General features: G+C 43.2%; 22 protein-coding genes and 2 pseudogenes. 10 read left to right on the plus strand and 14 right to left on the minus strand.

Annotated elements, in window-relative coordinates:
• Nucleotides 1-78 precede the first annotated feature (78 nt).
• A complete protein-coding gene (locus IEY42_RS12730) occupies nucleotides 79-306 on the minus strand; it encodes a hypothetical protein (RefSeq protein WP_188925581.1) in 228 nt (75 codons plus the stop codon).
• A gap of 241 nt (nucleotides 307-547) precedes the next feature.
• Between IEY42_RS12730 and IEY42_RS12735 the strand changes: the two genes are divergently transcribed.
• The gene (locus IEY42_RS12735; protein WP_188925582.1) at nucleotides 548-1,390 is read left to right on the plus strand and encodes a sulfotransferase domain-containing protein; all 843 of its coding nucleotides are present in this window, start codon (nucleotides 548-550) and stop codon (nucleotides 1,388-1,390) included.
• Between the two features lie 114 nt (nucleotides 1,391-1,504).
• Here the strand turns inward: IEY42_RS12735 and lgt are convergent, their stop codons facing one another.
• On the minus strand, nucleotides 1,505-2,281 hold the full coding sequence (gene lgt, locus IEY42_RS12740) for a prolipoprotein diacylglyceryl transferase (RefSeq protein WP_188925583.1): 777 nt from the start codon (nucleotides 2,279-2,281) through the stop codon (nucleotides 1,505-1,507).
• Nucleotides 2,282-2,467: 186 nt separating this feature from the next.
• Between lgt and IEY42_RS12745 the strand changes: the two genes are divergently transcribed.
• Nucleotides 2,468-3,319 carry a pseudouridine synthase family protein gene (locus tag IEY42_RS12745; protein ID WP_188925584.1) on the plus strand — a complete coding sequence of 284 codons (852 nt, stop codon included), beginning with the start codon at nucleotides 2,468-2,470 and terminating at the stop codon, nucleotides 3,317-3,319.
• Nucleotides 3,320-3,365: 46 nt separating this feature from the next.
• Nucleotides 3,366-4,085 (plus strand): YccT family protein, encoded by a 720-nt coding sequence (locus IEY42_RS12750; protein WP_188925585.1) that lies wholly within the window; start codon nucleotides 3,366-3,368, stop codon nucleotides 4,083-4,085.
• Nucleotides 4,086-4,149: 64 nt separating this feature from the next.
• On the opposite strand, the gene ybaK is transcribed toward IEY42_RS12750, so the two are convergent.
• Together ybaK and IEY42_RS12760 are read right to left on the minus strand one after the other, a co-directional pair.
• Entirely contained in the window at nucleotides 4,150-4,617 is a 468-nt protein-coding gene (ybaK, locus tag IEY42_RS12755; protein ID WP_188925586.1) for a Cys-tRNA(Pro) deacylase, read from the minus strand.
• Entirely contained in the window at nucleotides 4,614-5,585 is a 972-nt protein-coding gene (locus IEY42_RS12760) for a TDT family transporter (RefSeq protein WP_188925587.1), read from the minus strand. The genes ybaK and IEY42_RS12760 overlap by 4 nt, the downstream gene beginning before the upstream one ends.
• Before the next feature lie 135 nt (nucleotides 5,586-5,720).
• Between IEY42_RS12760 and IEY42_RS12765 the strand changes: the two genes are divergently transcribed.
• On the plus strand, nucleotides 5,721-6,623 hold the full coding sequence (locus IEY42_RS12765; protein ID WP_188925588.1) for a LysR substrate-binding domain-containing protein: 903 nt from the start codon (nucleotides 5,721-5,723) through the stop codon (nucleotides 6,621-6,623).
• Nucleotides 6,624-6,750: 127 nt separating this feature from the next.
• On the opposite strand, the gene IEY42_RS12770 is transcribed toward IEY42_RS12765, so the two are convergent.
• The 7 genes from IEY42_RS12770 to IEY42_RS12800 all read right to left on the minus strand — a co-directional run bounded on the left by IEY42_RS12770 (nucleotide 6,751) and on the right by IEY42_RS12800 (nucleotide 17,540).
• On the minus strand, nucleotides 6,751-8,427 hold the full coding sequence (locus IEY42_RS12770; RefSeq protein WP_188925589.1) for an AMP-binding protein: 1,677 nt from the start codon (nucleotides 8,425-8,427) through the stop codon (nucleotides 6,751-6,753).
• 304 nt (nucleotides 8,428-8,731) lie between these two features.
• Nucleotides 8,732-9,118 (minus strand): hypothetical protein, encoded by a 387-nt coding sequence (locus tag IEY42_RS12775; protein WP_188925590.1) that lies wholly within the window; start codon nucleotides 9,116-9,118, stop codon nucleotides 8,732-8,734.
• A gap of 227 nt (nucleotides 9,119-9,345) precedes the next feature.
• Nucleotides 9,346-9,702 carry a hypothetical protein gene (locus tag IEY42_RS12780; RefSeq protein ID WP_188925591.1) on the minus strand — a complete coding sequence of 119 codons (357 nt, stop codon included), beginning with the start codon at nucleotides 9,700-9,702 and terminating at the stop codon, nucleotides 9,346-9,348.
• Nucleotides 9,703-9,798: 96 nt separating this feature from the next.
• Nucleotides 9,799-10,128: a hypothetical protein gene (locus IEY42_RS12785; RefSeq protein ID WP_229780048.1), complete on the minus strand. Its 330-nt coding sequence runs from the start codon at nucleotides 10,126-10,128 to the stop codon at nucleotides 9,799-9,801.
• A gap of 1,106 nt (nucleotides 10,129-11,234) precedes the next feature.
• Nucleotides 11,235-12,941, minus strand: a complete 1,707-nt coding sequence (locus tag IEY42_RS12790) for an amidase (protein ID WP_188925593.1) — start codon at nucleotides 12,939-12,941, stop codon at nucleotides 11,235-11,237.
• Between the two features lie 121 nt (nucleotides 12,942-13,062).
• Nucleotides 13,063-14,175, minus strand: a complete 1,113-nt coding sequence (gene aguA / locus IEY42_RS12795) for an agmatine deiminase (protein ID WP_188925594.1) — start codon at nucleotides 14,173-14,175, stop codon at nucleotides 13,063-13,065.
• 275 nt (nucleotides 14,176-14,450) lie between these two features.
• Nucleotides 14,451-17,540 carry a choice-of-anchor O protein gene (locus tag IEY42_RS12800; RefSeq protein WP_188925595.1) on the minus strand — a complete coding sequence of 1,030 codons (3,090 nt, stop codon included), beginning with the start codon at nucleotides 17,538-17,540 and terminating at the stop codon, nucleotides 14,451-14,453.
• Between the two features lie 246 nt (nucleotides 17,541-17,786).
• Here IEY42_RS12800 and IEY42_RS12805 point away from each other — a divergent pair, with 246 nt between their 5' ends.
• Entirely contained in the window at nucleotides 17,787-19,082 is a 1,296-nt protein-coding gene (locus IEY42_RS12805; RefSeq protein ID WP_188925596.1) for a sigma-54 interaction domain-containing protein, read from the plus strand.
• An 89-nt stretch (nucleotides 19,083-19,171) separates the two neighbouring features.
• Here IEY42_RS12805 and IEY42_RS12810 read toward each other — a convergent pair whose 3' ends face one another.
• Nucleotides 19,172-19,810 (minus strand): NAD(P)-dependent oxidoreductase, encoded by a 639-nt coding sequence (locus IEY42_RS12810; RefSeq protein WP_188925597.1) that lies wholly within the window; start codon nucleotides 19,808-19,810, stop codon nucleotides 19,172-19,174.
• 205 nt (nucleotides 19,811-20,015) lie between these two features.
• Here IEY42_RS12810 and IEY42_RS12815 point away from each other — a divergent pair, with 205 nt between their 5' ends.
• From IEY42_RS12815 to IEY42_RS12830, 4 genes are read left to right on the plus strand one after another with little or no spacing between them, the layout of a single operon-like run.
• On the plus strand, nucleotides 20,016-21,530 hold the full coding sequence (locus IEY42_RS12815; RefSeq protein ID WP_188925598.1) for a cryptochrome/deoxyribodipyrimidine photo-lyase family protein: 1,515 nt from the start codon (nucleotides 20,016-20,018) through the stop codon (nucleotides 21,528-21,530).
• Entirely contained in the window at nucleotides 21,520-21,669 is a 150-nt protein-coding gene (locus IEY42_RS12820; protein WP_188925599.1) for a DUF2256 domain-containing protein, read from the plus strand. Before IEY42_RS12815 ends, IEY42_RS12820 begins: the two co-directional genes overlap by 11 nt.
• Before the next feature lies 1 nt (nucleotide 21,670).
• Nucleotides 21,671-23,257 carry a cryptochrome/photolyase family protein gene (locus IEY42_RS12825; RefSeq protein ID WP_188925600.1) on the plus strand — a complete coding sequence of 529 codons (1,587 nt, stop codon included), beginning with the start codon at nucleotides 21,671-21,673 and terminating at the stop codon, nucleotides 23,255-23,257.
• Between the two features lie 29 nt (nucleotides 23,258-23,286).
• Nucleotides 23,287-24,183 carry a LysR family transcriptional regulator gene (locus IEY42_RS12830; protein ID WP_188925601.1) on the plus strand — a complete coding sequence of 299 codons (897 nt, stop codon included), beginning with the start codon at nucleotides 23,287-23,289 and terminating at the stop codon, nucleotides 24,181-24,183.
• A 4-nt stretch (nucleotides 24,184-24,187) separates the two neighbouring features.
• Here the strand turns inward: IEY42_RS12830 and IEY42_RS12835 are convergent.
• Nucleotides 24,188-24,950: pseudogene (locus IEY42_RS12835) on the minus strand (M14 family zinc carboxypeptidase).
• Between the two features lie 278 nt (nucleotides 24,951-25,228).
• Here IEY42_RS12835 and IEY42_RS12840 point away from each other — a divergent pair.
• A complete protein-coding gene (locus IEY42_RS12840; protein WP_188925602.1) occupies nucleotides 25,229-26,443 on the plus strand; it encodes a 4Fe-4S binding protein in 1,215 nt (404 codons plus the stop codon).
• Nucleotides 26,444-26,520: 77 nt separating this feature from the next.
• Here the strand turns inward: IEY42_RS12840 and IEY42_RS12845 are convergent.
• A pseudogene (locus tag IEY42_RS12845) lies at nucleotides 26,521-26,890 on the minus strand (IS4 family transposase); the annotation flags it as partial.

Here is a 26,890-nt window from a genome sequence, read left to right on the forward strand (position 1 = left end):
TGAACGAAAAATGCCTCGTCCTGTAGGCGAGGCATTTTGTATCACGTTACCGTTAATCATTATGTAAACGATTAGCGCTTATCCATTAACCACTGTTGGCGTGAGCTCGATATCTTTTTTAAGCACAAGCACAAGCACAACAAGGTAAACCAACCCTAAAATAGGCACTATCGATAACCCTGCACCAATCACACCGGCTAAAATCGGCGATTGTGTTTTACGACGACCTAAGTAATAACAAATACAGCCCATCACTAATGCAAAAACAATAATCAACTGGCCGACCAAGGTTGCATTAAAATCCATTTACCCTCTCCTAATTAATAGTTCGATATAACGCCATAACGTTCATCATTTAAACGCATTTAACAAAAAAGTTACATCCATATATTGCTCATAGTAAAGTGGAGTATTATTTTTCGCTAAATAAGCGATAGTATCGGCACGGTTAACTCTTACCCGTTACGCACTAAACTTGCCATTTTGCTGAATTATCGGTAGTTTTAACCGCATTGAAAGACGCAAAAATAACAACAAAGGATTACGAATGGGAAACATACTTTGGGTGGCCTCTTACCCTAAATCGGGTAACACTTGGGTACGCGCTTTTTTAGAGAATTACATTCAAAATCAAGATCAGCCTATCGACATTAATACCATGCATACCATATCGACTGCCGAATCTGCAGCGCATCGTTATCAAGCTTATTTACCTAAAGATAAAGCCGCAACCACAGAGCTTACCTTAGAAGAAGTCAGTGCGATTCGCCCTCAAGTGCAAGCCGACATAGCCCATCAGGCTCAAGGCACCACCTTTGTTAAAACCCATAATTATTTAGGCGAGTACAACGGCCAACCATTACATAACTCTTCAGTTACCTCTGGAGCGATTTATGTGGTTCGTAACCCGCTTGATGTGGTTATTTCAATGGCCAATTACTTTGATTACACCATCGATCAAGCCATCGCCTACATGGCAGAAGAAATGACAGGTACCCCAAACGAGGCGCCGCATGTTCCACAAATTATTACCTCGTGGTCGATGCATGTATCGAGCTGGACAAGCGATGATACCTCAAAGCTCATTTTACGTTATGAAGACATGTTAGATGACCCTAAAAAAGTCTTCCGCAAAGTTGAGTCATTTTTAGGCTTAAAGAAAGATCCTACAAGGCTCAAAAATGCCATTAAGCATTCATCATTTGCACAATTAAAAGCTCAGGAAGCCAAACGTGGATTTGTTGAAAAACATGAAAACGCTAATGCTTTCTTTAGGAAAGGCGGTAAGCATCAATGGCAATCAAAGCTCACACCAGAACAGGTAAAAAGCATTGTCGATACCCATTATGAGCAAATGAAGCGCTTTAAGTATTTACCTGCTGGGATGTAACACTCCCACCTTAAAACAGCCACACTTGCCCATAAAAAAACGTCCTATTGCTACTGCACTAGGACGTTTTTATTGGCTGTAGTGACAGCGCTATTGATTAACGGTAAATAATGGTTAGCTCTGTTTACGATAAGCCATCACTAACAACACCACACCTGTCAGTAAAAATGGCAAACTTAACCATTGGCCAGCACTTAACATCGACTCATGGTAAGCCGCCTGGCTGACTTTAACGCTTTCTATCGCAATACGCGCACTAAACACAGACACTAAAAACACCCCAAAAATGGCACCGTGTTTTTGCTTCATATTGGTGTATTTGTAAATGGCGTAAAGGCCAATAAAAATCAATAAATACGCAATCGACTCGTACAGCTGGGCCGGGTGACGTGGCAGCATATCAATTCGTTTAAAAATAATGCCCCAAGGTTGAGTAGTTGGCTCACCTAAAATTTCAGAGTTAGCAAAGTTGGCCATGCGCACAAAAAAGCCAAATATTGCTGTTGCAATGGCTAGACGATCAAGCAAAAACAAAAACGGCAACTTCACTTTACGTTGGTAGTAATACAAGGCCAATATGGCACCTAAACCACCGCCATGACTGGCTAAACCACCTTCCCAAATGGCCAGAATTTTAAGCGGATTCGCAAAATAATATCCAGGGTCATAAAAAACACAGTGGGCTAAACGAGCACCAACAATAATGCCCACAACGCAATACACCAAAAGATTATCTAACGACTCAACATCAAGCCCCTCTTTTGTATAAATCCGTTTCATCACCTGAAAACCAGTGGCAATCGCTAACGCAAAAAGTGCACCATACCAATGTACAGTTAAGCCCATAAACGAAACTAATATAGGGTCAAAATCCCAGACGATGTGTTCCAAATTGCCTACTCCGATTGCAATGTTGTTTTATCGCATTATGCTAAAACAACTTTACGACAGATGATACGTAACTGTAGAGAAAGTTTCATCAATCTGAGTGAGGTAAATTAACAATGAAGCAGTAAATAAGGTAACATTTAGTGTAATTGATGCTAAATATCCTGATTGTAAGAGTTAACCCAATTAATGACCGATAAAACCGAATACCATATTGATGTGCTTGAGCACAGTACTGATGCAATTAATCTGCTGGCACAAGCAAGTGGTTTAGGTAAGCAAGTATTAAAAGATGCCATGCAAAAAGGCGCGGTTTGGCATACTCACGGCAAACAAACCAATCGAATTAGGCGGGCTAAAAAGCCCTTGCAACCTAGCGATAAGCTGCACCTTTATTACAATCAGCATATTCTCAATGAACTGGTAGCACCGGCAGAGTTGTTGTTTGACGAGACTGACTACAGTGTGTGGTACAAGCCTTACGGTATGCGCTGCCAAGGATCAAAGTGGAGCGACCACACCACCATGAATCGCTTTGCTGAGCTAAACATGCAGCCTCAACGCAATGCCTCTATTATTCATCGCCTCGACCGTGCAGCCACTGGATTATTAATTCTCGGACACAGTAAAAAAGCCACCGCGGCTATCGCTAAATTATTTGAAACGCGCGCATTAGAAAAACACTACGAAGTGATTGTTCACGGCAAGTTTTCCAGTGAAACAGTACAAATTGACCCCCCTGTTGATAACAAGCCTGCGCTGTCTCATGCAACATTAATCACCTATCATTCAGGGCTTAATCAATCTAAAGTGCAAGTCAAAATCGACACGGGGCGTAAGCATCAAATTCGCATTCATATGGCCAGTTTAGGCCATCCGGTGGTGGGCGACCGATTACACGGTGATGCCGATAACACTGCGCCCGATCTTAAATTAACCTCGTGCTATTTCAACTTTGTTTGCCCATTAAGCGGCAAACAAAAAACCTTTGAATTACCTGAACAATACCGCCCCAAATTTTCAGACGAGCAGCCGTTATAGCGCTGCTGAACACTGCATCTGCTAATTATTATCATAGGAAACGTTTATGCGTTTAATCATTTGTACTGCACTGTGCTTAGCCACATACATGTTTTGTCACAGCAGTGTGGCTGCCAGCTTACTGCTACCTAACAATGCCAATACAGTATTAGTCAATGGTGTCGCGACCGAGCAGCAACAGGTCAAGCTAGACATCAATACCCCACAGGGATTACAGCAAATCGCCTTTCGCTATCATGCCCGCTTTAGAGATCAAGGCAGTCAGCATAGCTTTAGCTCAGATGTGATTATTTTGCGTTTTAGCGCCAGCGATCAAGACTATCAATTAACACTGCCCAGCATCCGCAGCAAAAGCAGTGCTGCACAGTTTAATGACTCACCCACACTGACATTAACCGACCAGGCAGATAATGCGGTTGAATTCACTCAAGACAGGTTAATGAAAAAAGGCTTGCAGCTCGGTCGTGATTTTGAACAAGAAATCGCTAAATACAACGCCGCCGCCAACCCAGCTTCATGGAGTGCAGCTAAAGTCACTGCGCCAGCAGTTGCGCCCAAAATGTTAAACGAACCGGCCAATTCAGTGGTCACTACAGCGCCAGTCGCGTTAGCCATAACCGATGCTCAACCTGAAGGTGTCGCTCCAGTTGTGAACAACAGCGCTGAACAGCCAAGCCAGGCTGAAGTGTCTAACATGCTCGATTACTGGTACCAAAAAGCAACCCCACAAACTCAAGCAGAGTTTAAGGCCAGAATAAATCAGTAATGCGCTTTTTATTGAAGGTGTAAAAGAATCAAGCGATATATCCACTGGGTATATCGCTTTTTTATTAGGCGCAAATATCGGCAAATGTCGCATTGAGTAGGCGCTGTAAATCCTCGGGGTTAAGTGAAATATCTACCCCTCTTTTACCGGCGCTGACGTACATGCTTTCAAACTGCTGCGCAGATGCATCGATGACGGTGGGCAAGCGTCTTTTTTGCCCTAGCGGACTTACGCCCCCCAGCACATAACCACTTGAACGCTCAACCGCTGCCGCCTCAGCCATATGGGCTTTTTTCGCGCCCGCCGCCTTGGCCATTAACTTCATGCTCAACATCGAAGACACTGGCACAACTGCCACAGCCAATGTTTGATTATCTAGGCTCACCACCAGGGTTTTAAATACTTGTTCGGCTGGCAACGCTAATTTCTGTGCAGCCTCTAAGCCATAGGATTCATTACTGGCATCATGTTGATACTCGTGCACCTTAAAATCAATCTTGTGCTTTTTGGCCATATCAATTGCTGGAGTCATAAACGCTCACTTATGCTGAAACTAATAGGCTGATAAAAATGTAAATAACGCACACAAACATAACTGACAACCGCAGTCGCAACAACTAATTCAAACTCAGCTAAACCTCGCACCTGGGCAATATATTCAGCGCCAACATCCATGCTTTGCATCCAAGCCGCTACTTTAAATAATGCTGTGGCCCCAATCACCATAGGGAAGGTAAATGCAGCATAACCTGGGCTAAATGGTAAACGCATCAGTTTGAAAAATGATAAATAAATAATGCTGGTCATCAACACGCCAATGCCAAATAACAAACCAATAATCACTGGCGACGGCTGCGAGCTAATGGTTAAGTACCCTGCTAACGATAAACTTGCTGGTGCGGCTAAAACGGCTAATGTCGGCTTAGCGGCATCGGGGATTTGCTCAGTAAAAATAAGTCGATAAATCATCATCGGTAACATTACGGCATAACTCAGCATGCCAAAAATCAACGCGCTATCGGCTATCCATAATAAATGCGCATTACCAGAAAAAGACACGTCTGCGACCACAATCCCAATTGGCGGAATAAACCAACTTGGCACCATTTGAGGTAAGCTAAAGTGCTGGCTGCGATGATAAATAAACCCGACTAAAAAGCTGATGTGCAGTATGACCGCAAAGCACCACAATAAATCACCGGCCATGGCTGAGGCATAACCCAGCGAGTTAGATACTACCATTAATGCCATCGCAAAAGTCGGCACCACACTGCCCACCACCGGATGAGCAACATCCTGGCGCAATAGATCATGATGTAAGACAAACTTACTGGCTAATATCAGTAACAGTACACTGGCAATCGCGGCACTAATCCACTGGCCATAGTGCTGTAAATCAACGGCATTTTCCCAGCTCCAGCCTAAACTGGCGATGCCTAACGCTAGCCCGGCCATGGGTGTAGGTACGCCCACTATTTTTCGTTTTACTCTGTTTACCATAACAACCTCAACGGCTCTGTACGAGACATACCGCTATATTACGCTTGCACTTTGTTTATATATATCCAATTATACAAAACATATGTTCAGAAAAACTAAACAATTAATCCACTATCATTTACCCAAATCACTATTATGAATATCTCACTCAAACAACTTAATGTGTTTAGCAGCATTACCCAGCACAACACCTTAACGGCCGCAGCCGAAGCCTTGTATTTGTCTAAGGCGGCAGTGAGCATGGCGCTCGCTGAATTAGAAAAGCAGCTAGGCCATCCGCTATTTGACCGGGTCAATAACCGATTAATTCTCAATCAAGAAGGTCACAAGCTATTACCACTTGCAGATGAGCTGCTTAGTAGAGCAAATAACATCAGCCAATTGTTTGATGCAGACCACGCTTTTTCAGGTCAATTGAAAATAGGTGCCAGTGATACTGTTGGCAATCATGTGGTTCCGGGGTTGCTGAGTCAATTTAGGCAACAATCACAGCATTATTCGCAAAGCGTGGTGATTTCGAATTCACGGTTAATTTGCCAAAAGCTGCTCGACTACGAGTTAGACATTGGCCTTATTGAAGGTAAAAGCCATCACCCTGAATTAGTTGCCCATCAGTTTAGCCACGACCAAATGTGCATTATTGCCGCGCCTCATATAGCCATAAGCCAACAAACACCCTGTACATTTACCAATTTAGAACACACTGAATGGGTATTACGTGAGGCAGGCTCAGGCTCGAGAGAGTTTTTTTTACGCACTATTGCACCGCAAATTAAGGCATGGCATGAGGTATTTGAGCTCAATACCACTGAAGCGTTAATCAACAGCGTTGCGGCAGGACTCGGTTTAGGGTGTTTATCGACGTTAGCAGCACAGTACGCCATTAACGATGGCCGAGTCACTCAACTGCAATTACCTCACAATAATAATACGCTCAATATGCAACGCCCCTTTTGGCTAGTGGTGCACAAAGACAAGTACCACAGCCCTTTGCTGAAAAGCTTTATCGCGTTTTGCCATCAATGGGATAATACATAAAGCGGTTGTTGGCTGAGTACTTGTTCTATTATTTATGGCCTGCTGCCACTAACGTCGTGGCGCTGCGCCCACACCAGACTAACATCGCAAGGTTGGCCAAATAGCTTGGATATCCTTAGAATAGATCTTATGAGTCTCGTAATTCTCGACGTAAGATTTTGCCAACATTTGATTTTGGCAATTCATCTCTAAATTCGATTATTCTTGGATTTTTATAACCAGTAAGATATTTTCTACAATGTTTTTTTATTTCATCAACAGTCACATCACCTTTGCGTACAATAAATAATTTAACTTTTTCTCCTGTGACGTCATCAGGAATACCAATCGCCGCAGCTTCTATGATGTGAGGGTGAAGTGTTGCAACGGCTTCAATTTCAGTAGGGAAAACATTAAATCCCGACACTAGAATCATATCTTTTTTACGGTCTTCAATATAAAAAATACCATCGTCATCCATTCTTCCTATATCGCCAGAGCTTAACCAACCACCAGCATGCATTACAGTATTGGTTTCGGCTTCTTGTTGCCAATAGCCTTTCATCACTTGTGGTCCCCTAATTTGAATTTCACCTATTTGATTGGGATCTAGAGGTTCATTTTTATCATTAACAATACGCAGTTCAGTGCTGGGTAAAGGGACACCAATTGAAGAAATGAATGATTGTTGTTGATGAGTACCAGCAGCGACTACTGGGGAGCATTCAGTTAAGCCATAACCTTCTATGACAGGCATTCCAGTGAGCTCTTGCCAACGATCTGCAATATGTTTCTGAGTCGGCATTCCACCAGCAATAGTAAAACGTGCGTGACTAAAATCTAATGCTTGAAAACCAGCATGATTGTTTAAACCATTAAAAAGTGTATTTAAACCAAAAACCATTGTGAATGGATATTTACTTAAATCGGCTACAAAACCATCTATATCTCTTGGGTTAGTAATGAGTAAATTCGTTGCTCCGAGAAAAAGCATAAACATCATACTCACTGAGTTGGCAAAAATATGATAAAGCGGAAGTGGGGTTACAGCATATTCCTTATCATATAAAGTTCTTGGGCCAAAATGAGCATGAACCTGCAGAACGTTAGCAATAATATTGTTATGAGTAAGCATTGCCCCTTTCGCAAGACCCGTCGTTCCGCCTGTATATTGGAGGTAAGCTAAATCATCTCCTGTTATTTGGGGGGCAGTAAAGGGAAGTTTCTTGCCTTCAGTTAACACTCTACGCAACGAAATAGCACCGGGAATATGATATTTAGGCACTATTTTTTTAACATGTTTAATAATAAAGTTAACCAAAGTACGCTTATGAATTGCTAACTCATCGCCAATTTTGGTTAACATAACATGCTTAATGTTAGTCTCACCCAGTATTTGCTGAAGGTTATTACCAAAATTTGTTACGGCAACAATAGCACTGGCCCCTGAGTCTCGTAATTGATGTTTTAACTCTCGCGGGGTATACAGCGGATTAACATTGACAATAATGAGTCCTGCTTTTAATGCTCCTAAAATAGTGATGGGATATTGCAATAAGTTAGGCATCATCAAGGCGATTCGTTCGCCTTTTTTCATTTTTAGTTCAGATTGTAGATAAGCAGCAAAAGCGTTACTTTTACTTTCAAGATCTTGGTAGGACAAACTATGTCCCATATTAATATATGCAGCTTTTTTAGCATGTGCACTAAAAGACTCTTTAAACAAATCATTGATATTGTTATACATGCTTGAATCTATTGTTGTAGGCACATCCTCAGGGTATTGCGCTAACCACGGTTTATCATTTGTCATTATAATCATCATTAATGTTGTTGTTTAAACATCACTATTGTAAATTAATTTACTTGATTAGTATAAAAGTAATAGATTGAATTCAATGGATTAACGACTGTACTAGGGAGTTAGCCGTAGCTAATTTTTTAGAATGTGACTCGTCTCTGCTTTTATCATTTTTTCACTTCACGCTTTGTTTCTTCAACAATGAAAAAACTAAAACCATGCAGCCCATTATTTGAACACTCTAGGGCTGGGTGATCATGTCCTACTTATCCTGGCTGGGCATGTAATTTTTGTGTTTCTTTTTGCCTAGAAATTAACTTTAAATAAATTAGTGGAATAAGCCAAAATAATAAGCTGGTAAAGAGAGACCTAAAAATAAAATACCTAACCCAACTCCATTCCCTTTTGCTAGTCGAGCATTTTCTTCATCACCTTCTTGATATAAAACATCAGTATGATGGCCTACAGGTATAATTTTAGAGTGAAATGATGTCTTAGACTTAACGTCATAAGTGGTACCATTTACTGTTAACTCGAAATGAGGACGATACACCTTTCTTTTAATATTATTACTATCTTTGGAAATGTACTCTTCATAACCCAGTACCCTACCTTTTATTTTAAGAGCTTTCTTATTAAAACGTCGATAGTCGTAGCATATGTATATACCTAATGCGCTGAAAAAAATCCCTCCCAACAATGGAATAACATTCATTTTCCCTTCCTTGACATGATTAAAAAGCAAACCGATTCAGTAATAGAACATAACGAGCCTAGAATGACTCATTTTAAAATTTATTTTAATTAATGAATAAACAATATCTGAGTTTATTTTTTGATTCAATTATTTAGTGGTTTTTAGATTATTATTTAAAGAAAAAAACTAAAACCATGCCACCCATTATTTGAACATTCTAGGGCTGGGTGGGCTGGTTAGCCATGTTAATCCGCTCTACAAACAACCTGCATCTCGGCACTCAGCTCGATGACAACACGCTTATTGATTTCACTGTTGGTGATGTAGCCGCATGAACCATCTAGCCTGGTTTCATCACTCAAGATAATGTCAAACTCATACTCGCCATCAGCTTGCTCAAGTTCGTAGTAAATCCTGTTGCTACCACCTGCTTGGATCGATCCCAAATCAAGTGAGCTATTTGGAAGAACAACTCTTGCTGATTCAACCATCGCATCTGAATTATTCTGGATCGTGACGCTTGGCATGATGAAAAATGCCAAATGGTACAAACCAAACAGAGTGACCGATAGCGCAACTAGAACCTTAATTACGAACTTCATAGACACCTACGCATATCACGCCCTGCTAATAAGTGAACCATGTACTGGCAGGCGATTTACTCAGCAAATGGCATGACAGCCTTGGTGAATCTGAATTCAGCTGCTTGTTATGAGAGTTTTCAAACTGGGCGAGCATTGATCACAGTACACATAGATAGTGCCAAAATCGCCCAATATTACAAAACCTTCTTCAAATTTATTCACTTCTTCTAACTCACCCAAAGTCGTCACATCAGTTTCAGAGTTCCAAACCAATCCAACCCTTAATTCAGAAAAGTCGATCTTAATGGCTGAACCGTCCGAGTTGTAAAATCGAACATTAATTGAGTCAAAATCGCAAGAAGAAACACGAACAACGAATTTCAAATATTGCCTATCTTGTGGAGCTTCGATGTTGATTACATCACCGCCAATGACTCTGTCCATATTAGCTCTCATAACGAGCCTGTAGAAATACTCGTTTTAAAATTTATTTTGATTGATTAACAAACAATATCTGAGTTTCTATTTTGATTCAATTATTTAGTGGTACTTGGGTTATTGTTTAACATGCAGATGTATTGTTGTTTTTAGAGAGAGTATAAAGCGGGTTTGGTGAGTTTTTGAGATAAAAAGGGCTTTGTAAAACCATGCTGTAAAACCATGCTGTAAAACCATGCTGCTGTAAAACCATGCCACCCATTATTATCCTTTAGGTAAACCAAGAATTTTCGTAAATAGGTTTCAATGTAAAAGCCAAAATTCAACTCTTAACTTGAGGCCGTTGAAGACTTTTTACAAAAGAATACGTGAGCTAGCCATGGTCTTTCACGCACATCCGACCCATATGGATATGGGAAATGTCATTATGATGTCGGGAACATCATTGACCATGTGCTTCAAGGCATTCAGGCATCCTGCCTATAAGAGCTAGCTTTAGAGGGGAAGGGTCGTTCCTTGGCATCTGACCCATATGGATATGGGAAATGTCATTATGATGTCGGGAACATCATTGACCATGCCACCACGACATTTGTGAATCCATTCACATCAGACTCCCACCTGAAGCGTTAGCATTTTCACTCCTTACCATAAAGAGGTGGCCGAAGAACATCTACATGCGGTTAAAAGCTGGATTTAACCACGTCGCGAAATTATCGCATCTATTTTTTATCATATGGGAAAATTTTGATGTGGCGGCTGGGCCAATTCTTTTATGAAGAGTAAAGAGGGAACAGCTGTTGGTTTCCTCTTAATCTGGTGTGGGCGAAGCGCCACGACGTTAGTGGCCGCAGGCCATAAGTACAAAACAACAAAAGCTAACACCAGGATCCCGGCTAAAAAGCATTGCCGGGACGACGATTACACAGCTAAATAGATCTACGATGTGTGCGCTTAAACGCTTTTTGTGGATTAAAGTTTAAACAACTAAATGCATGTTAAGTAATACATTTGCAAAACCTGAGCGATAAAAACGGGATTGGCTTTTACAAACCAATCCCGTTGTCGCATATGCGTATTCAGCGCTTATGTAGAGTAATTAGCTTTAGTATTTATTTAGCCAGCGCTGGCGTGCGTGGAGGAATAACGCGCTTGTTGCCTGTCGATTCAAATGCACTCGCAAAACTTAAAAGCTTGTTGTCATCATAAGCTCGGCCTGCAAACGTTAACCCAACTGGCATGCCAATATCTGCCATCACGCCCATCGGTACGGTCACTGTCGGCACACCTAAGTGACGAATCGCCAGGTTGCCGTTAGCAACCCAAACACCGTTACTCCAGGCAATATCTGCCGACGCTGGGTTTACATGTGCATCAGCAGGGCCAACATCAGCAACCGTTGGGAACAACACGGCATCGAGTTTTAGCTCATCCATCCAGTCTTCTAAATCCAACTTGCGGGTTTTTTCTAGGCCGCGCAAACCATCGGGTACACTGTCGATTTGGTTATACGACTTAAGCCCTCTTTTGGCCATGTTGACGTATTCATCCATGCCTGCAGCTAAATCCCCTTCACGATTTGGCAAAGTGCCTAAGTCATGGGGGAAAATCAAATGGCCGTTCACGTCAGATAGTTTATTTAATTTAGGGTCATTATTGGCGCGCAAGAATTCATCTAAAGCCCAGCCAGAAAGCTCCCACAGCTCATCTTCCAAAAACTCAGGCGTCACTATGCCGCGGTTGTACACGGTTGGCGCACCTGGGCGGTCACCTTCACAATTTGATACCAGCGGGAAATCAACTTCAACAACTTCAGCACCAGCGGCTACCAATGCTTTACGAGCCGCTTCACAAAGGTCGATTACCGATGCACGGGTATTGATGCGCTGACCCGTTGGGCCGCCAATACCTGGGTTTTCGCTGGTACCAGCCAATTCATCTTTATTGATAAACATGCGTGGCAATCCGAAACGTTTACCTTGAAGCGTGCCAGCTTGAGCGGCAAGATCCAGATAAGATTGTGGACGCACTGTAGAGGCTTTGGGGATTTCAACCCAGGGTTGCAGGCGCCATAAGTCACCGCGAGTTATTGGGTCGTCGGCAACAATCACGTCAAGCACTTCTAGCATGTCTGCCATGGTGCGAGTGTAAGGCACAACGACATCCATAGTCGGGGTCAGTGGCCAGTTACCGCGCACAGAAATCACCCCGCGCGAGGGCGTGTAGGCACACAAACCGTTATTTGATGCAGGGCCGCGGCCGCTTGACCATGTCTCTTCGGCTAAGCCAAAAGCAGAATAACTTGCGGCGGTACCAGTACCTGCACCATTGGAAGAGCCAGAAGCGAAAGGTGCGGTAAGGTAATTAGCATTGTATGGACTTTCGGCACGGCCATAGTGACCACGCTGCATGCCTCCATTTGCCATAGGTGGCATGTTAGTTTTACCGAGGCATATTGCCCCTGCTGCACGCAGACGTTCAACGGCAAAAGCATCGTATTGGGCCACTAAATCTTTAAATGCAGGGCTGCCAGACGCGGCCGTTAACCCCTTAACCAAATAGCTGTCTTTTACAGTATAAGGAATGCCGTCTAGTGGGCTTAGTGTTTCACCTCGAGCCCTTCGCGCATCCGAAGCCTCGGCTTCTTTTAGCGCATCTTGATTGCGCACGACTAAAGCATTTAGCTTAGTCTCTGTGGCTGGGCCGTCGTAAGCATCCACTCGCGCTAAATATGACTTAACCAGTTCAACTGATGTAGTGCGGCCCGAACCGAGCGCGGCACGTAACTCCGAAATAGAAATCTCAGTAACTTCGAACATATTAAAACCTCTTCTTGAAAGGCAATTGTGTAAAAGGTTAATTGCTCTTAAAGATAAATATAATGAAAGACAGTGACTTAATGTCAACTGTCATCCTTTGGTTTTTGGTCTAGGTTTTTATTTATTGTCCAAAAGGAATTTGCTGGGTAATACAATGAATATTACCGCCGCCTAATAAAATCTCACGCGCTGGTACACCCACAATCTCATACTCTGGGAAAATATCTTGTAATTTTTGCGCAGCAATATCATCTGTTGCAGGGTCAAGCAGTGGGAACACAATGCGCTGATTGGTAATTAAAAAGTTCACGTAAGAACCCGCTAAGCGCTCACCCGCCGTGCGTGGTACACCCGTGCCCTCTTCTACGCCTTGGGCTTCTTCTTCGGTGCAATACAAGGGACCTGGTTGTGGCATTAAATGAATTTTTAATTTACGCCCTTGTGCATCTACCGCATTTTGTAACACATCTAAAGCCGCTTTTGAGCGAGGATACTGTGGATCGTTTTGATCATCAGTCCAATGTAAAATCACTTCGCCTGGTCGAGCAAAACAACATATATTATCGATATGTCCGTCGGTCTCATCCATGTACACGCCATCTTCCAACCAGATAAACTGCTGCACATTTAAATACTCAGACAAATAAGCTTCTATCTGCTCACGAGTCAAATCGGGGTTGCGGTTGCTGTTAAGTAAACACTCAGCACTGGTCATACAGGTGCCTTCACCGTCGACATGAATCGAGCCACCTTCAAGAATAAGCGGTGCACGATAAGCAGCAAACCCATGTTGTACACTCATTTGCTGTGCAACTTGCTCGTCTTTGTCCCATGGAGAGTACAAACCACCGTTATGACCACCCCAGGCATTAAAGCCCCAGTCAATACCACGGCGATCGCCCTTGGCATTTACCACAACTGTCGGGCCAGTATCACGTGCCCAGCAATCGTCGCTATCGATTTCAACCAAGGTCACATGAGCAGGCATAACCGTTTTGGCCTGTGCTAAAAATGCCTTGGGAACGCCCATGTATACAGGCGTTACAGCACCTATGGCATCGGCAACGTTTGCAAATGTTGCTTGAGCATAAGCCCCTGCTGCGCGCCAGTTGTCTGGGCGATATGGCCAAAGCATCCACACAGCTTGCTGAGCCGCCCATTCGGCTGGCATGTGAAAACCATCTTGTGATGGCTTTGTAGATAATTGTGCGGCATCCACATTCGCATTGGTCATGAAATTTGTCTCCAGTAATGCAGAAAAACGATAAAGTTGTGCGCCCTAATATAGGACGAAATTTTGGGTGAGTTTGAGCTTAGTCAAAATATGACAGATATCATATCATTTAAGCCTATTTGCACTAAATACTTGTATGCAGGCCATTGATAACTATTTTCAAATATATTGAGCGCAAAATAACCCAGCACATATCGGGCGTGACTCTGCGCAAAAAAAGCCCCCTTTGTTGAAGGAGGCTTTCGCTAACACGATTAAATCAAACTAATGATTCGTTAGTTTTTGCTTCTGCGGGTCAATAGCCCAAGTCCAAAGACACCTAGTAGCAATTCAAGTAACCCTAAGCTACCACCACTGCTACTGCCAGATGTGGTAGTTGCTGTTGAACTCAGTACTCCCACTGTGACGGGGTCGACAATAGTACCATTGGCTTCACCATCTTCATCAAGGGCTCCGCCATCAGTGATACTCACTTGTATCAAGTTATCGCCAATAAGCTGCCAATCAGCTTCATCAACCTCAACCGTAGTGCCATCAGTCTTAACTTTAAGCAACACAATATCTTTGGGTAATGCACTGCCAAAATTAATGGTTACGGCTATCGTACTACCCTCAACAAGGCCTGTAACGTTGTAGCTAAATTGTGGCATAGGATAAGTATACTCATCTCCGGTTGCAGTGGTTTTAGACACTACAAGGCCGGTTACACTTCCCTGGTCTACGGTAATAGGCTGGGTATAGTTGTAAATGTAGGTGCCATCATCAAGTAACGTCATAGGCGCGCCTGCATCTTCAAGATCAGCTTCAGCACGATACCTCACCACGGTATCTTCATACCCTGCTGCATCAGTTGAGGTTTCCATCCATACCGCATACAAATTGTCACCGTTAGGTTTCATTGTAAGTTGTGATTCAAAGTCCGGTTCGCCTTCTGGATCTAATGGCACGGTAATATTGGCAGATAACAATTTAAGAGGTTCGTAAGTACGGCCGCCATCTCTGGTTTTGGTGACAAACACATCAAGCTCTGTACCCATACCAATATGCGCTAAGGTATTTTTGATAGACCCCCAAGCAACGATAAAGGTATTAGGATCTTGGCAATTTTCACCATCAGGAGCATTAACAGGGTCGCAAGCAGAGGTACTACTAGGTGCACCCACAATCCGTGGCTCTTTAATGTCAACTTCAAACTCTGGTAAATAGTTAGTCAAGTTTTGGGTGCCTGTCCAAGTATGGCCACCGTCATAACTACGACGAGTAAAGAAGTTATAGTTATCTTCGGTTGTGTACTTAGCTAGTGCCCAATCTGATGTATAACTGTAACCAAACAAGATAGTATCACCGCGGATAGCACCACGATGTGCACGTGCATCTTCGAGATTATTATTCTCGGTGGTGATAGTTAAGGCTTCAATAGTCTTGGTTGTATCGTCACTTGTTACTTCAGCTAAAGAATTAGTACTTAGGTTCATTGCGCCTGGATTGTTAATTCGATCTGAGAGTTTGATGGGCGGAACGTGGTTTCGATCATCATCAGTCAAATAGTAATTACAACCACCTGCTTCCTCATAAGTAACATCTAGTACAGCATCACCTTCGGCAACGTCAACCACATTACCAACACCATCAACATAGCCTCCAGCGCCATCAGGATAAACGACGGTGCCGGTTGAGGTGAGTACATAACGGGTAAATGTTGTAAAACTGGTATCTACTGCAGGTATTAAATCAACTGGGGTTAAACCTGTATTTACAGCCTCTGTACCAACTTTACCTATACGACCGACAATATCTGAAGGGCCACCTTTGTCGTATGCACCTTCTTTCCAAAAGATCATCCACTTGGTCCCGTTCTGATTAATACTTTCATCCATACCAGCAACCTGATTCCCGAAGAAACGTACACGTCGAGCATTTTCTGCAGGATTACTAATCACACAACCAATACGTGCTGGGTCTTCCCAATCAGGTGACTGGTAAACGTCACTAACAGCACCTTCGGTGTCAGGATATTCACTTTGTGGATCAGGGCCAGTATCTTGCTTTTCATTAGCAGTAAAATTGCCCTTAGAACCGGGCTGGTTCTGGTTTTTAGAATTACCCGTTGAGCTGCCACCTTTTTGCAAACCGGAGCTAAAAGCGACATTAATATAACTTGCGGGTGGCTGGTCAAACGTGAAGCGGTGATAACGCACTACCTTACCAAAATCGACACCTTCACCGCCGCCCTTGGTTTCTTCATAGGCAATAATAGTAACCGGTTTCTGTCCAGGCACTTGCATCATCCCTAAATTGGGACGTGATGCGCCTTCTTTACCTGTTTCTACCAATAATGGTTGAGCATCTACACAATCAGGGTTGGCTGCACAAATCGGATCCAGCTTACCTGTTAGCTCTGTAACAACATCATCGCCCTCACGTTTTTTGAACTTCTTAAAATTATTGGTGACACGAGAAACATTGGCGGCAAAATTAATATCAGCAAGAGCCGGTGCCTTCATATCTTCAATGTAGGTATACCAAATATCGGTACCTTTATTAACATTAGCACCACTGGCACCATCTCCGGGGCCATCTGCTGAGCCGGTTTTTAACCCTGCCGGGTCTTCTTGCCAGACTACATTCCACGCGACTTTTGTGCTGTTACTGTAACCAGTTGCACGCGGTACATTTTGTTTGGCATCACGTTCACCAAAGCTTAATTGCTCCCGCTTCCAAGTACCGCCTGTAGGCTCACCATCAGCATCTACTGCGCTAGGATTTTTAGTATAGGCAATGTAAGTACAACTAAAAGGCAGCTGTCTTCCTTCACGGTCAAGATAAGTAGCAGCCCCCTGGTGGTAATTATAATCAGGGATATCATCATCAAGACTAGTCTCATCGACACCGACTGCGGGACAGTATTTATCTGCCCAAGTCACAGCTACATGACCACCAGCAGCAAAGATGTTTGGCTTTCCGGAATCACCATAAAAATCAGCGAGAGAAATATCTCCATTTATATCCGCTTCCCAATAACTTTGTTTTGATGTTTTACGTGCCGTGTCAGAAATATTAACAGGCTCACTCCAAGTTGCCCCCTCATCCTTTGATACGCGAATAAAGATATCCTGCGCTGGGCGCTCCCTTTGCGCTTTCAGGTCATAAACCGTTTTACTCTGACTATCGCCATAAGCATAGGCACTAATTAAATCACCATTAGGCAATCTTTTTATTTTACCTTTTGCAGCTAAATCTTCAGTGAGTACTCCACCTTCATCATGGGGCGACAACGCGAGAACATCACTAGCTAAAGCAACTGAAAATCCAGTTGTGGACAGGTAAGCAGCGGCCATACAATAGAGTAGCTTTTTAAATTTCATAATAAAATTTCCTTATTGTCATTATTAAATGAAAAATATTATTGTTAGTTTTCTATCACTTAACCCCAAAATTAATTGGATAATTTATATACAGCAATGACCGCGCCATAATGATACCCGCACAAAAAATTTTCGATAAACACTGATAAATATCAAGTTTATGTGTTTGATTGGTATACATAGTTTTTGTTTTTGTTAACATAATTGTCATAAGTGACAATTTTGTTGACAAAAATGGAGTCAGTTATGCGTATTAGCCAAAAACAAGGCAATAAAGATTTTGCCATTATGCTAAATGCTTATGATTGCCCAGCAATGTTGGTCACCCCGCAATACCAAATATTGGCAACGAATAAACACTATCTTGAAAGTTACGGGGCAATCGATCAGAGCCAAAAGGCTTATTGCTACAAGGTGTCTCATGCTAATGATGTCCCTTGTGATCAGGCTGGAGAAACATGTCCATTATCGCTCGCATCTGCTTCTGGCAAAAAAGAGCGAGTACTGCATATTCATCATTCGCCACATGGTAAAGAGCATATCGACATTGAAATTTTGCCCATTTTAAACGACAAGGGTAAGGTCAAATTCTTTATTGAGTTGTTAAAGTCGGTCACCCAAGCCAACCCCAAAATTGGCAAGAATGAAATGGTTGGCGCCAGCCCTGCATTTAATCAACTAGTCGAAAATATTACCCGCGTTGCACCGACTGAAGCATCGGTGTTATTAGTGGGCGAAACCGGAAGCGGTAAAGAAATCGCGGCGGCGGCAGTGCATCTCGCCAGTAATCGAAAAGAACACCCTATGGTGATTTTAGAATGCTCTGGTTTGACCGAAACCTTGTTTGAAAGTGAGTTATTTGGCCATATAAAAGGCGCGTTTACTGGCGCGCTGTACAATAAACAAGGTCTGGTTGAAGTGGCCCACGGCGGGACATTGTTTTTAGATGAAATTGGCGACGTGCCTTATGAATTACAAATCAAACTGTTACGACTTATTGAAACCGGCACTTATCGTCCCGTTGGTGGAAAAGAAACCAGGCGTTCAGATTTCAGACTGATTTGCGCAACACACCAAGATATTTTAGCCATGGTAGAACGGGGCGAATTTAGGCGAGACTTATACTATCGTATCAATGTTTTTCCGATTCATATCCCCTCTTTAAATGAACGCAAACAAGATATCCCATTGTTAACAAAAACCATTCTTCAACGAATTGACCAAAGTGGTCAATATAGCGTGACAGATTGCGCCATCAGCTTGCTCAAAAAACATGATTTTATGGGCAATATTAGAGAGCTACGTAATATTTTGTCTCGCGCATTAGTTTTATCAAACACGCCGATAATTGATCGTCATGTGATTAAAACCTGTCTTGAGATCGATCGTAAAATTAGTGGGGATTCAGGTACAACAACAGATTTGAAAAAGAATGAGCTTAACTACCTAAAGCACCTCATTGACAGTGTCGATGGCGATAAAGATAAAGCCGCTGCATTAGCCGGTATTAGCACTCGCTCATTATACCGCAAGATACAATAGCGAAAGCGCTATCTAGAAAATCATATAAAAAAACAAAACAGGCTACTTGAGCCTGTTCTGTCAAATCACGTCAATCTCACTCACGCCCCCTAGTAAGCAACACTAATACGCTGGTTAATATGCTTAGCATTTTCGGCTTCATCAACCATGGCTTTAGCATAATCGACTACTGATACACGGCTTTGACCTTGTGCATCGGTAAAGAACTCATCGCCGCCTAGACGGTATGGCGCTTCAGACTCACCCGGAAAAATAATCGCTGCAGGGCTCACATAAGTCCACTTTACAGCAGAATCTGTACTGCGAAATACAGCGAGTGCTTCACCTTGCGCAATGGCTTCGGCTTTGTACTCTTCAGGAAACTCAGGGGTTGAGACTAAAGTCACCCCAGGGGCAACTTCTAGGCTACCAGCACCACCAACCCACAACAAACGAGTTGAGCCAGCTTGCGGTAAATGTTGCAATAACTGCAGTGCGGTTTGCGCAACGATTTGATGATTTTGTGCGGCGCGGCCACCGATAGAGGCGATAACCACATCAACATCTGCAAACGCGGTAGCAACATCTTGTGCTGACATTTGGGTAATATCAAGGGTACGAACAGGCACATCTTGCGCCACTTTGCTGGCGTCACGCACCACGGCAATAACCTCATGACCGCGACTAATCACCTGTTGCATGATAGTTCCACCAATCCAACCTGTTGCGCCTAATACTGCTAGTTTCATTTTTCTGTCTCACTCTGGTCATTAACAATGAAGCCAGTTTATAGATGACAAACTTTGAGATAAATAGTCATTAATACGCTTAATTGTTTCAATTAAGGATACTAATCAAGATAAAAGAAAGATCAAATAAAGCAATCTAAACGGCTAGAAGTAACGTATTTGATTTTAAATAAGGGTTATTTATCGATCACGAGGCTTTAGGACCATGCTCAGTAGCCACAAACAAGCAATCAATGTTGTCTGGTTTAAACGCGACTTGCGCTTGTCTGATCACCCGCCGCTAGTTGAAGCCTTTAATCATCATTTGCCTTGTTTGCTGATATATAACTTTGAGCCATTAATGCTGGAAGACTCCCATTATAATGATCGCCATTGGCGCTTTGTGTGGCAGTCACTGCAAGATATGAATCAACAACTTAGCCGCTATCATGGCCGGGTGCATGTGTTTGCCATGCCAATGCTTAATTTACTCGAAAAGCTGGCTGAAGTATTTACTATTAACACGCTATTTAGCCACCAGGAAATCGGCCTAAACAACACTTTTGAGCGCGACAAAGCCGTTGCCAATTGGTGCCAGCAGCATGCCATTCAATGGCAACAATCTCCGACAGGCGCGGTTATTCGTGGGCGTCGACATCGCCTGGCGTGGGATCAGCATTGGCAACAAGTCATGGCCAGCCCTATTGCAGTACCTAATTGGCAGCAGTGCCAATTTCAGCCATTTACAGATAGCCAGGTCATTGAGCTCAAGGGCGAAATAACCGAGCCAAACGATAACTTTCAATCCGGCGGCCCTAAACAAGCAAGAGCCATACTGAGCAGTTTTTTAACTCATCGCGGTAAAGATTATCAACGCAGTATTTCAAGCCCAAGTCTGAGCCGAACCCATTGCTCGCGTTTATCTCCGTATTTAGCGTGGGGAAATATCAGTTTAAGGCAGGTTTATCAGGCGACAATGACTCGTTATCAAGTGGTACAAACCAGCAATAGAGCCTGGAAAAAACCTCTGCTCGCAATGATGTCTAGATTGCATTGGCACTGTCATTTTATGCAAAAGTTTGAAAGCCAATGCAGCATGGAGTTTACGCCTGTTAATCCAGGTTATGAGGATTTCCCTTATCGTAATGATGACGATGTCGAGCGAGATATTCAGCGCTGGGCAGAAGGGCAAACCGGCATTCCAATTATCGATGCGTGCATGCGCTGTTTACGTCAAACCGGTTATATTAATTTTAGAATGCGTGCCATGCTCGTTAGCTTTGTAACCCACCATTTAAACATTCACTGGCAGTTAGCCAGCTTGCCATTAGCCAATTACTTTCTCGATTTCGAGCCGGGTATTCATTATCCACAGCTGCAAATGCAAGCCTCGGTTACTGGCATTAATACCATTAGATTGTACAACCCGATAAAGCAGTCTCAAGATCAGGATCCACGAGGCGATTTTATTCGCCAATGGTGTCCAGAGCTTAACAATTTACCCAATGAATATATCCACCAGCCCTGGTTACAGCCGCCAATGGAAGCAATTTTTAATGACGTGATATTAGGTCGAGATTACCCAGAGCCGATGATAGACATCTCCTTAGCCTCGCAAGCCGCTCGCGATCGTTTATGGTCTTATCGCGATAAACCGCAAGTACAACAACACATTGCTGCGGTGTTAACACGCCACGTACGTCCAAAGCCTAAACGCACAAGGCAACAGCATGGCACATAAAAAACCACATCTTGAGCATAAAACCTGTCTAGTATGTCTGCGCCCATTTGCATGGCGCAAAAAATGGGTTAAAGATTGGGAGCATGTTAAATATTGCTCCGAACGTTGCCGCCGCCACAAAGCTGATTTAAAGGAATAAAATGACAACTGTTTACAACACGATTTCGGCCTCACTGTCACCACAAACTCACACATTGCGGCTCATTTTAGGCGACCAACTCAATGCCTCTCACAGCTGGTTTAAACACGTCGACCCGACTGTGGTGTATGTGATTGCCGAGCTCAAACAAGAAACCGCTTACGTTAAGCATCATGTGCAAAAAGTGTGTGCTTTTTTTGCTGCCATGGCGCAGTTTGCCGACGCTTTAGCTCACTGCGGCCATCAGGTGATGTATTTAACGTTAGATGAAACTCAACCATTTTCAGATTTGCCAACACTGCTTGAGCATATCTGTACTCAGCACCAGCTCAATACCATTGAATATCAACAGCCTGATGAATACCGTTTAGCAAAACAACTCAGCGAATTATCATTGCCAGGCATTAAAAGTACCTGCCATGACAGCGAGCATTTTTTGTTGCCTTTTGACGATATTAAACGTGAATTTACCGCCAATAAGCACGTTAAAATGGAGTTCTTTTATCGCCGCATGCGCAAGCGCTTTAATGTGCTAATGCAAGACGATGAGCCCTTAGGCGGCCAATGGAATTTTGACCAACAAAATCGTGAAAATTTAAAAAAAGCCGACCTTAATGATATTCCGTCGCCTTTGTTATTTGCCAATGATGTGAGCAACATTATTAGCCGGCTTGAGCGGCATCACGTCGCAACAATAGGCAAAGCTGAAAACCAACTATTGTGGCCAGTTAATCGCCGTCAATCTCGGCAGTTACTTGATTTTTTTTGCCATCATTTATTAATTCGCTTTGGCCGTTTTCAAGATGCCATGACCGAAAACAGCCAGGCAGATTGGAGTCTGTACCATTCGCGTTTATCGTTTGCCATTAACGCTAAAATCCTTTCACCAGGCGAAGTCATCAATAAAGTCATTAGCCATTGGCAAGCCAATCAAACCGAGATATCACTGACACAAGTAGAAGGATTTGTGCGGCAAATTTTAGGCTGGCGTGAATATGTCCGCGGGATTTATTGGATCAATATGCCAGGCTACGCAACCCAAAATGCCTTACAAGCGCAAAGACCATTACCTGGGTATTTTTGGACGGCTAACACTAAGATGAACTGCATGCACCACGCGATTAAGCAGTCTCTCGACTTTGCCTATGCCCATCATATTCAACGGTTAATGGTGACGGGCTGTTTTAGTTTACTCGCTGGCATTAATCCAGACGAAGTCGACCAATGGTATTTAGGCATTTACATTGATGCCATTGAGTGGGTAGAAATGCCTAACACCCGTGGTATGACTCAATTTGCCGACGGCGGTATTGTTGCCACTAAACCTTATGCCGCCAGTGGTAACTACCTCAATAAAATGGGCGACTATTGCAAAAGCTGTCATTACAATGTCAAACTTAAAACAGAAGCTAACGCCTGCCCTTTCAATAGTTTATATTGGCACTTTATTCAGCGCCATCAACAACACTTTGGCCGTAATCCGCGCATGACAATGGTGTATAAAAACTGGCAAAAGATGAACGCTGACACCCAACAAGCTATTATCCATAAAGCCGAAGTGCTGTTAGCCGACCTCGACAACTTATAAGCTTACGCAAACCAAACACCAGGAGAGTCATGGACAAGATATCAGCCATACGCAGCTTTGTTGAAGTCGCCAACTGTGGCAGCTTTACACAGGCGGCTGAACAACTTGGGTTAAGCCGCTTACAGGTGTCTCGGCACATTAAAGACGTTGAGCAGTGGCTTGCGCTACGTTTGTTGCACCGCACCACTCGCCGCGTGAGTTTAACCCTACAAGGTGAAGAAGCGCTCAACTATTGCCAACGTATTTTAAGTGAAGTGGCCGCCATGGAAAGCCGCGCCAACAGCCACAATAATGAATTGGTTGGCAGCATTCGTATTGCCTCTCCAATCGGACTTGGGCAGCATAAACTCTTTGATGTGGTTGAAGCGTTTTGCCAACAACACCCAAAAGTGAATATTCAGTTATTACTGTCTGATAATATTTCGCAATTGGTTAGCGACAGAGTCGATATTGCATTGCGTTATACCCATCAGCCCGATGAGAGTTTAATCGCCAGACGCTTAATGCACATCGACAACGTAATATGCGCCTCACCCGACTACTTAGCCCAACATGACGCCATTTTGGCACCTCATGACCTGTTACAGCACAATTGCTTACGTCATTCGAGCCAACAACACTGGGAAGTGATTGACGAGACTCGCTCGCACATACTTGAGGTAAAGGGTCACTTGCAAGCCAATGAAATGGGCGTATTAATTAAAGCGGCATTGCGCGGAAATGGCATTGTGTGTTTGCCAACCGATTTAGCCAACACCTACCTTGAACAAGGTGAGTTAATTGATGTATTACCCCGCACGACGACGCCGGGTAAAACCTTATGGGCAGTGTATTTGTCGCGTAGTTATCAACAAAATGTGGTTCGCGCCTTTATCGACTTTACGGCCAATGCCTGGCAAGACGATATTGATAAATGGCAACGCTAACGCTTTATACCAATTCCATTAATATCTGCAGTAATTGCTGCGGCTGGTCAAGACTTGCATCATGACCACAATCGTCTAGCCGGTGTAATTGAGCCTGATAAAACGGCGCTTGCGGCGCTAAACGATAATGACCATGATGCGGGTAGCCAGGCCCAAACAACTGCATTAATTGATATATGCCCTCAAACGGTTGGCGAGTATGTGCATGGGAGAATCACACATGGTCTAGCAAGCCAAAACCTGAATGAGCATCAAGCGCAATCACGCTGCAGCTTTGATGCTGTAGTAACTTGACGTAGTTAACGAGTGCTTCAGTCTCAACTTCCATCCCCTCTTTGCCTCGATACCAGGGCTGTTTGGGGGATATTCGTTGCCCAGACTAAAAATGTCATGTCTTCGTCAGAGTCAATCGGCGCATTACGCATTAAATCGACGTTATTACCGTTACCACGGCTGCTGCGTAAAAAGCCCACCGGATTGGCCACTGGCACAAAGGCTAAGCGCTCATGTTTCAATAATTGCTGCAAATGCGTGTCCCAGGGAAGACGATTTAATAAGTTGCTTAAAAATGCCAATACCACTTGAGCACCAATTCGCTCAACGCAGTGAACTCCGCCGACAAACAATACGGTAGGGCACGATGATTGCTGCTGACCAAGTTCAATTGCGGTTACCGAGAGTATTTCACCCCGATAATACAAATCCGCCAAAGATTGATGCCGAAATAAATGCTGATGTTGGGCAATTAAACGCTTTAAAGTATCGATTTAGAAACAATGTTCAAATGAAAACTGACCCATTCACTCTCATTCATTGGCGACATAATCGTGATAGGTTAACTCACCTATAAGACAGCTTAATGACATTAGCATAAGCTTGTTTTGTTCCAGCTAAACAACTGAGTTACATCATTTACAAAAATAAAACAAAACAATATAGATCAAAGAATTACAAAACAGCAGGTCTTTATCGATCTAGTTCACATCACTCATAACACTCACTATTTATCATATATCAAGTTCCAATCATCTACAGGATTGTTTACATGAGCACAATAGAATCGATCACCTTAATGCTGGCGCTAGTTTATAGCACTAGCCTATTGTATTGGAGTGGCAAAAAATGGGGCGCTCTGGTCAGCGGAACATTATTAGTTGGCGCCACCCTGGCGAGTTTTTTTTGGCCTTTATTGTTAATCTTATTAGTCTCTGTATTGGTTGTCACCGCGGTGGGGCAATACCGACCCGCCTTTGCAACAGCCGAAGCTAGACCCAATACCATTAGAGAGTTCAGCCAACATTTTTTTGCGCTTTCAATGCTGTTAGTGGGTGTACAGTACGCCATTAATGCAGGGCTATTGTACGCCGGTGAAACGCCCTGGTTAATGCGACCCGATGTGGGTGATGCCTTTTTACCGATTGCAGGCGGCATTGAGTTAAAAGCCATTTTAACCTTAGGATTGTGGGACCAAAACCACCCTGCTGCCGTGGTGATGTTGTGTGTGGTATTGCTTACTGGTGTGCTGTGTAAGCGCGCATTTTGCGGTTGGGCATGCCCATTAGGATTAGCAGGAGAGTATCTTTACAAACTCAGAAAACGCGTTATTAAGGCAGAGCTATTACCACCAGCATGGTTAGATTGGCCATTAAGAATGCTTAAATACCTGCTATTAATCGCGTTGTTTGCTTTGGTTATTTCAATGCCGTCAAACAGTATTCCACATTATTTGTCAGGTAATTACCACAAAGTCGCCGACCTTAAAATGGCTGCCTTTTTCCTCATGCCATCAATGGTGGCGTTAATCTGCTTTGGGGTTATATTTGCCTTAGCCGCATGGCGTCGTCAGGGGTTTTGTCGCTATATTTGCCCATACGGTGCACTACTTGGCCTAGTGAGCTTTTTAAGCCCGTTTAAAATTCGTCGTGACAGCCAACATTGTTTAATTGAAACAAAAGGCATGAAATGCGACAAATGCACTCGAGCATGTCCAGCTAATATTTCGGTGCATACTCAAAAAGATATTCGTTCAGATGAATGCCAGGCTTGCATGCGCTGCGTATCAGCTTGCCCTAAAAAAGAGGCATTACAACTTAGTACTCGTAATGGTATCAACCTGTCTACCAGAGGATTATTGATTATCTTACTTACTGTCATGTTTATGGTGCCACTGTTTGCTTACGTGGGTGGATACTGGCACAGCCAAACGCCTGACAACATCAAAATGGAGCTTATCCAAAAGCTCGACCGTATCGGACATTAACCTTAATTTTTAAAATCAATAGGTTAAAAACAACGAGTTTAACACAACAAAAAGGGCTGCAAATTGCATAATGCCGTTCACTTAAGGTGAGCGGCATTTTTTCTTTTTGCCACCGGGTAGCCATTTTTACTGACTTTTAGGCACCTCGGATAACTTCTTTCTCGTCTACCTTCTAGCTTAAACTGTTTAGCATTTCTCTCTATGTCTAAAATAAATCTTGGGACATTTCCAGGGGCATATAACGACATATTGGTGAGTTGATTGATAATATGAGATGAGGCATCTCGAAAGCTCAGTTGATTTGGAAAGACGCTTTTAAGCGACTTGGCCATTAAAATCATTTTATAACGTATTAAATTATAAGCTAATAATAACCCCCATAACTCCTGGTATATCAGCTCTGGAAGGTTGCTTCTCAGCGTAAATCGACTTTCAAGCATATACTGC

Source organism: Shewanella algicola, from assembly GCF_014648035.1.
Lineage (GTDB): Bacteria > Pseudomonadota > Gammaproteobacteria > Enterobacterales > Shewanellaceae > Shewanella > Shewanella algicola.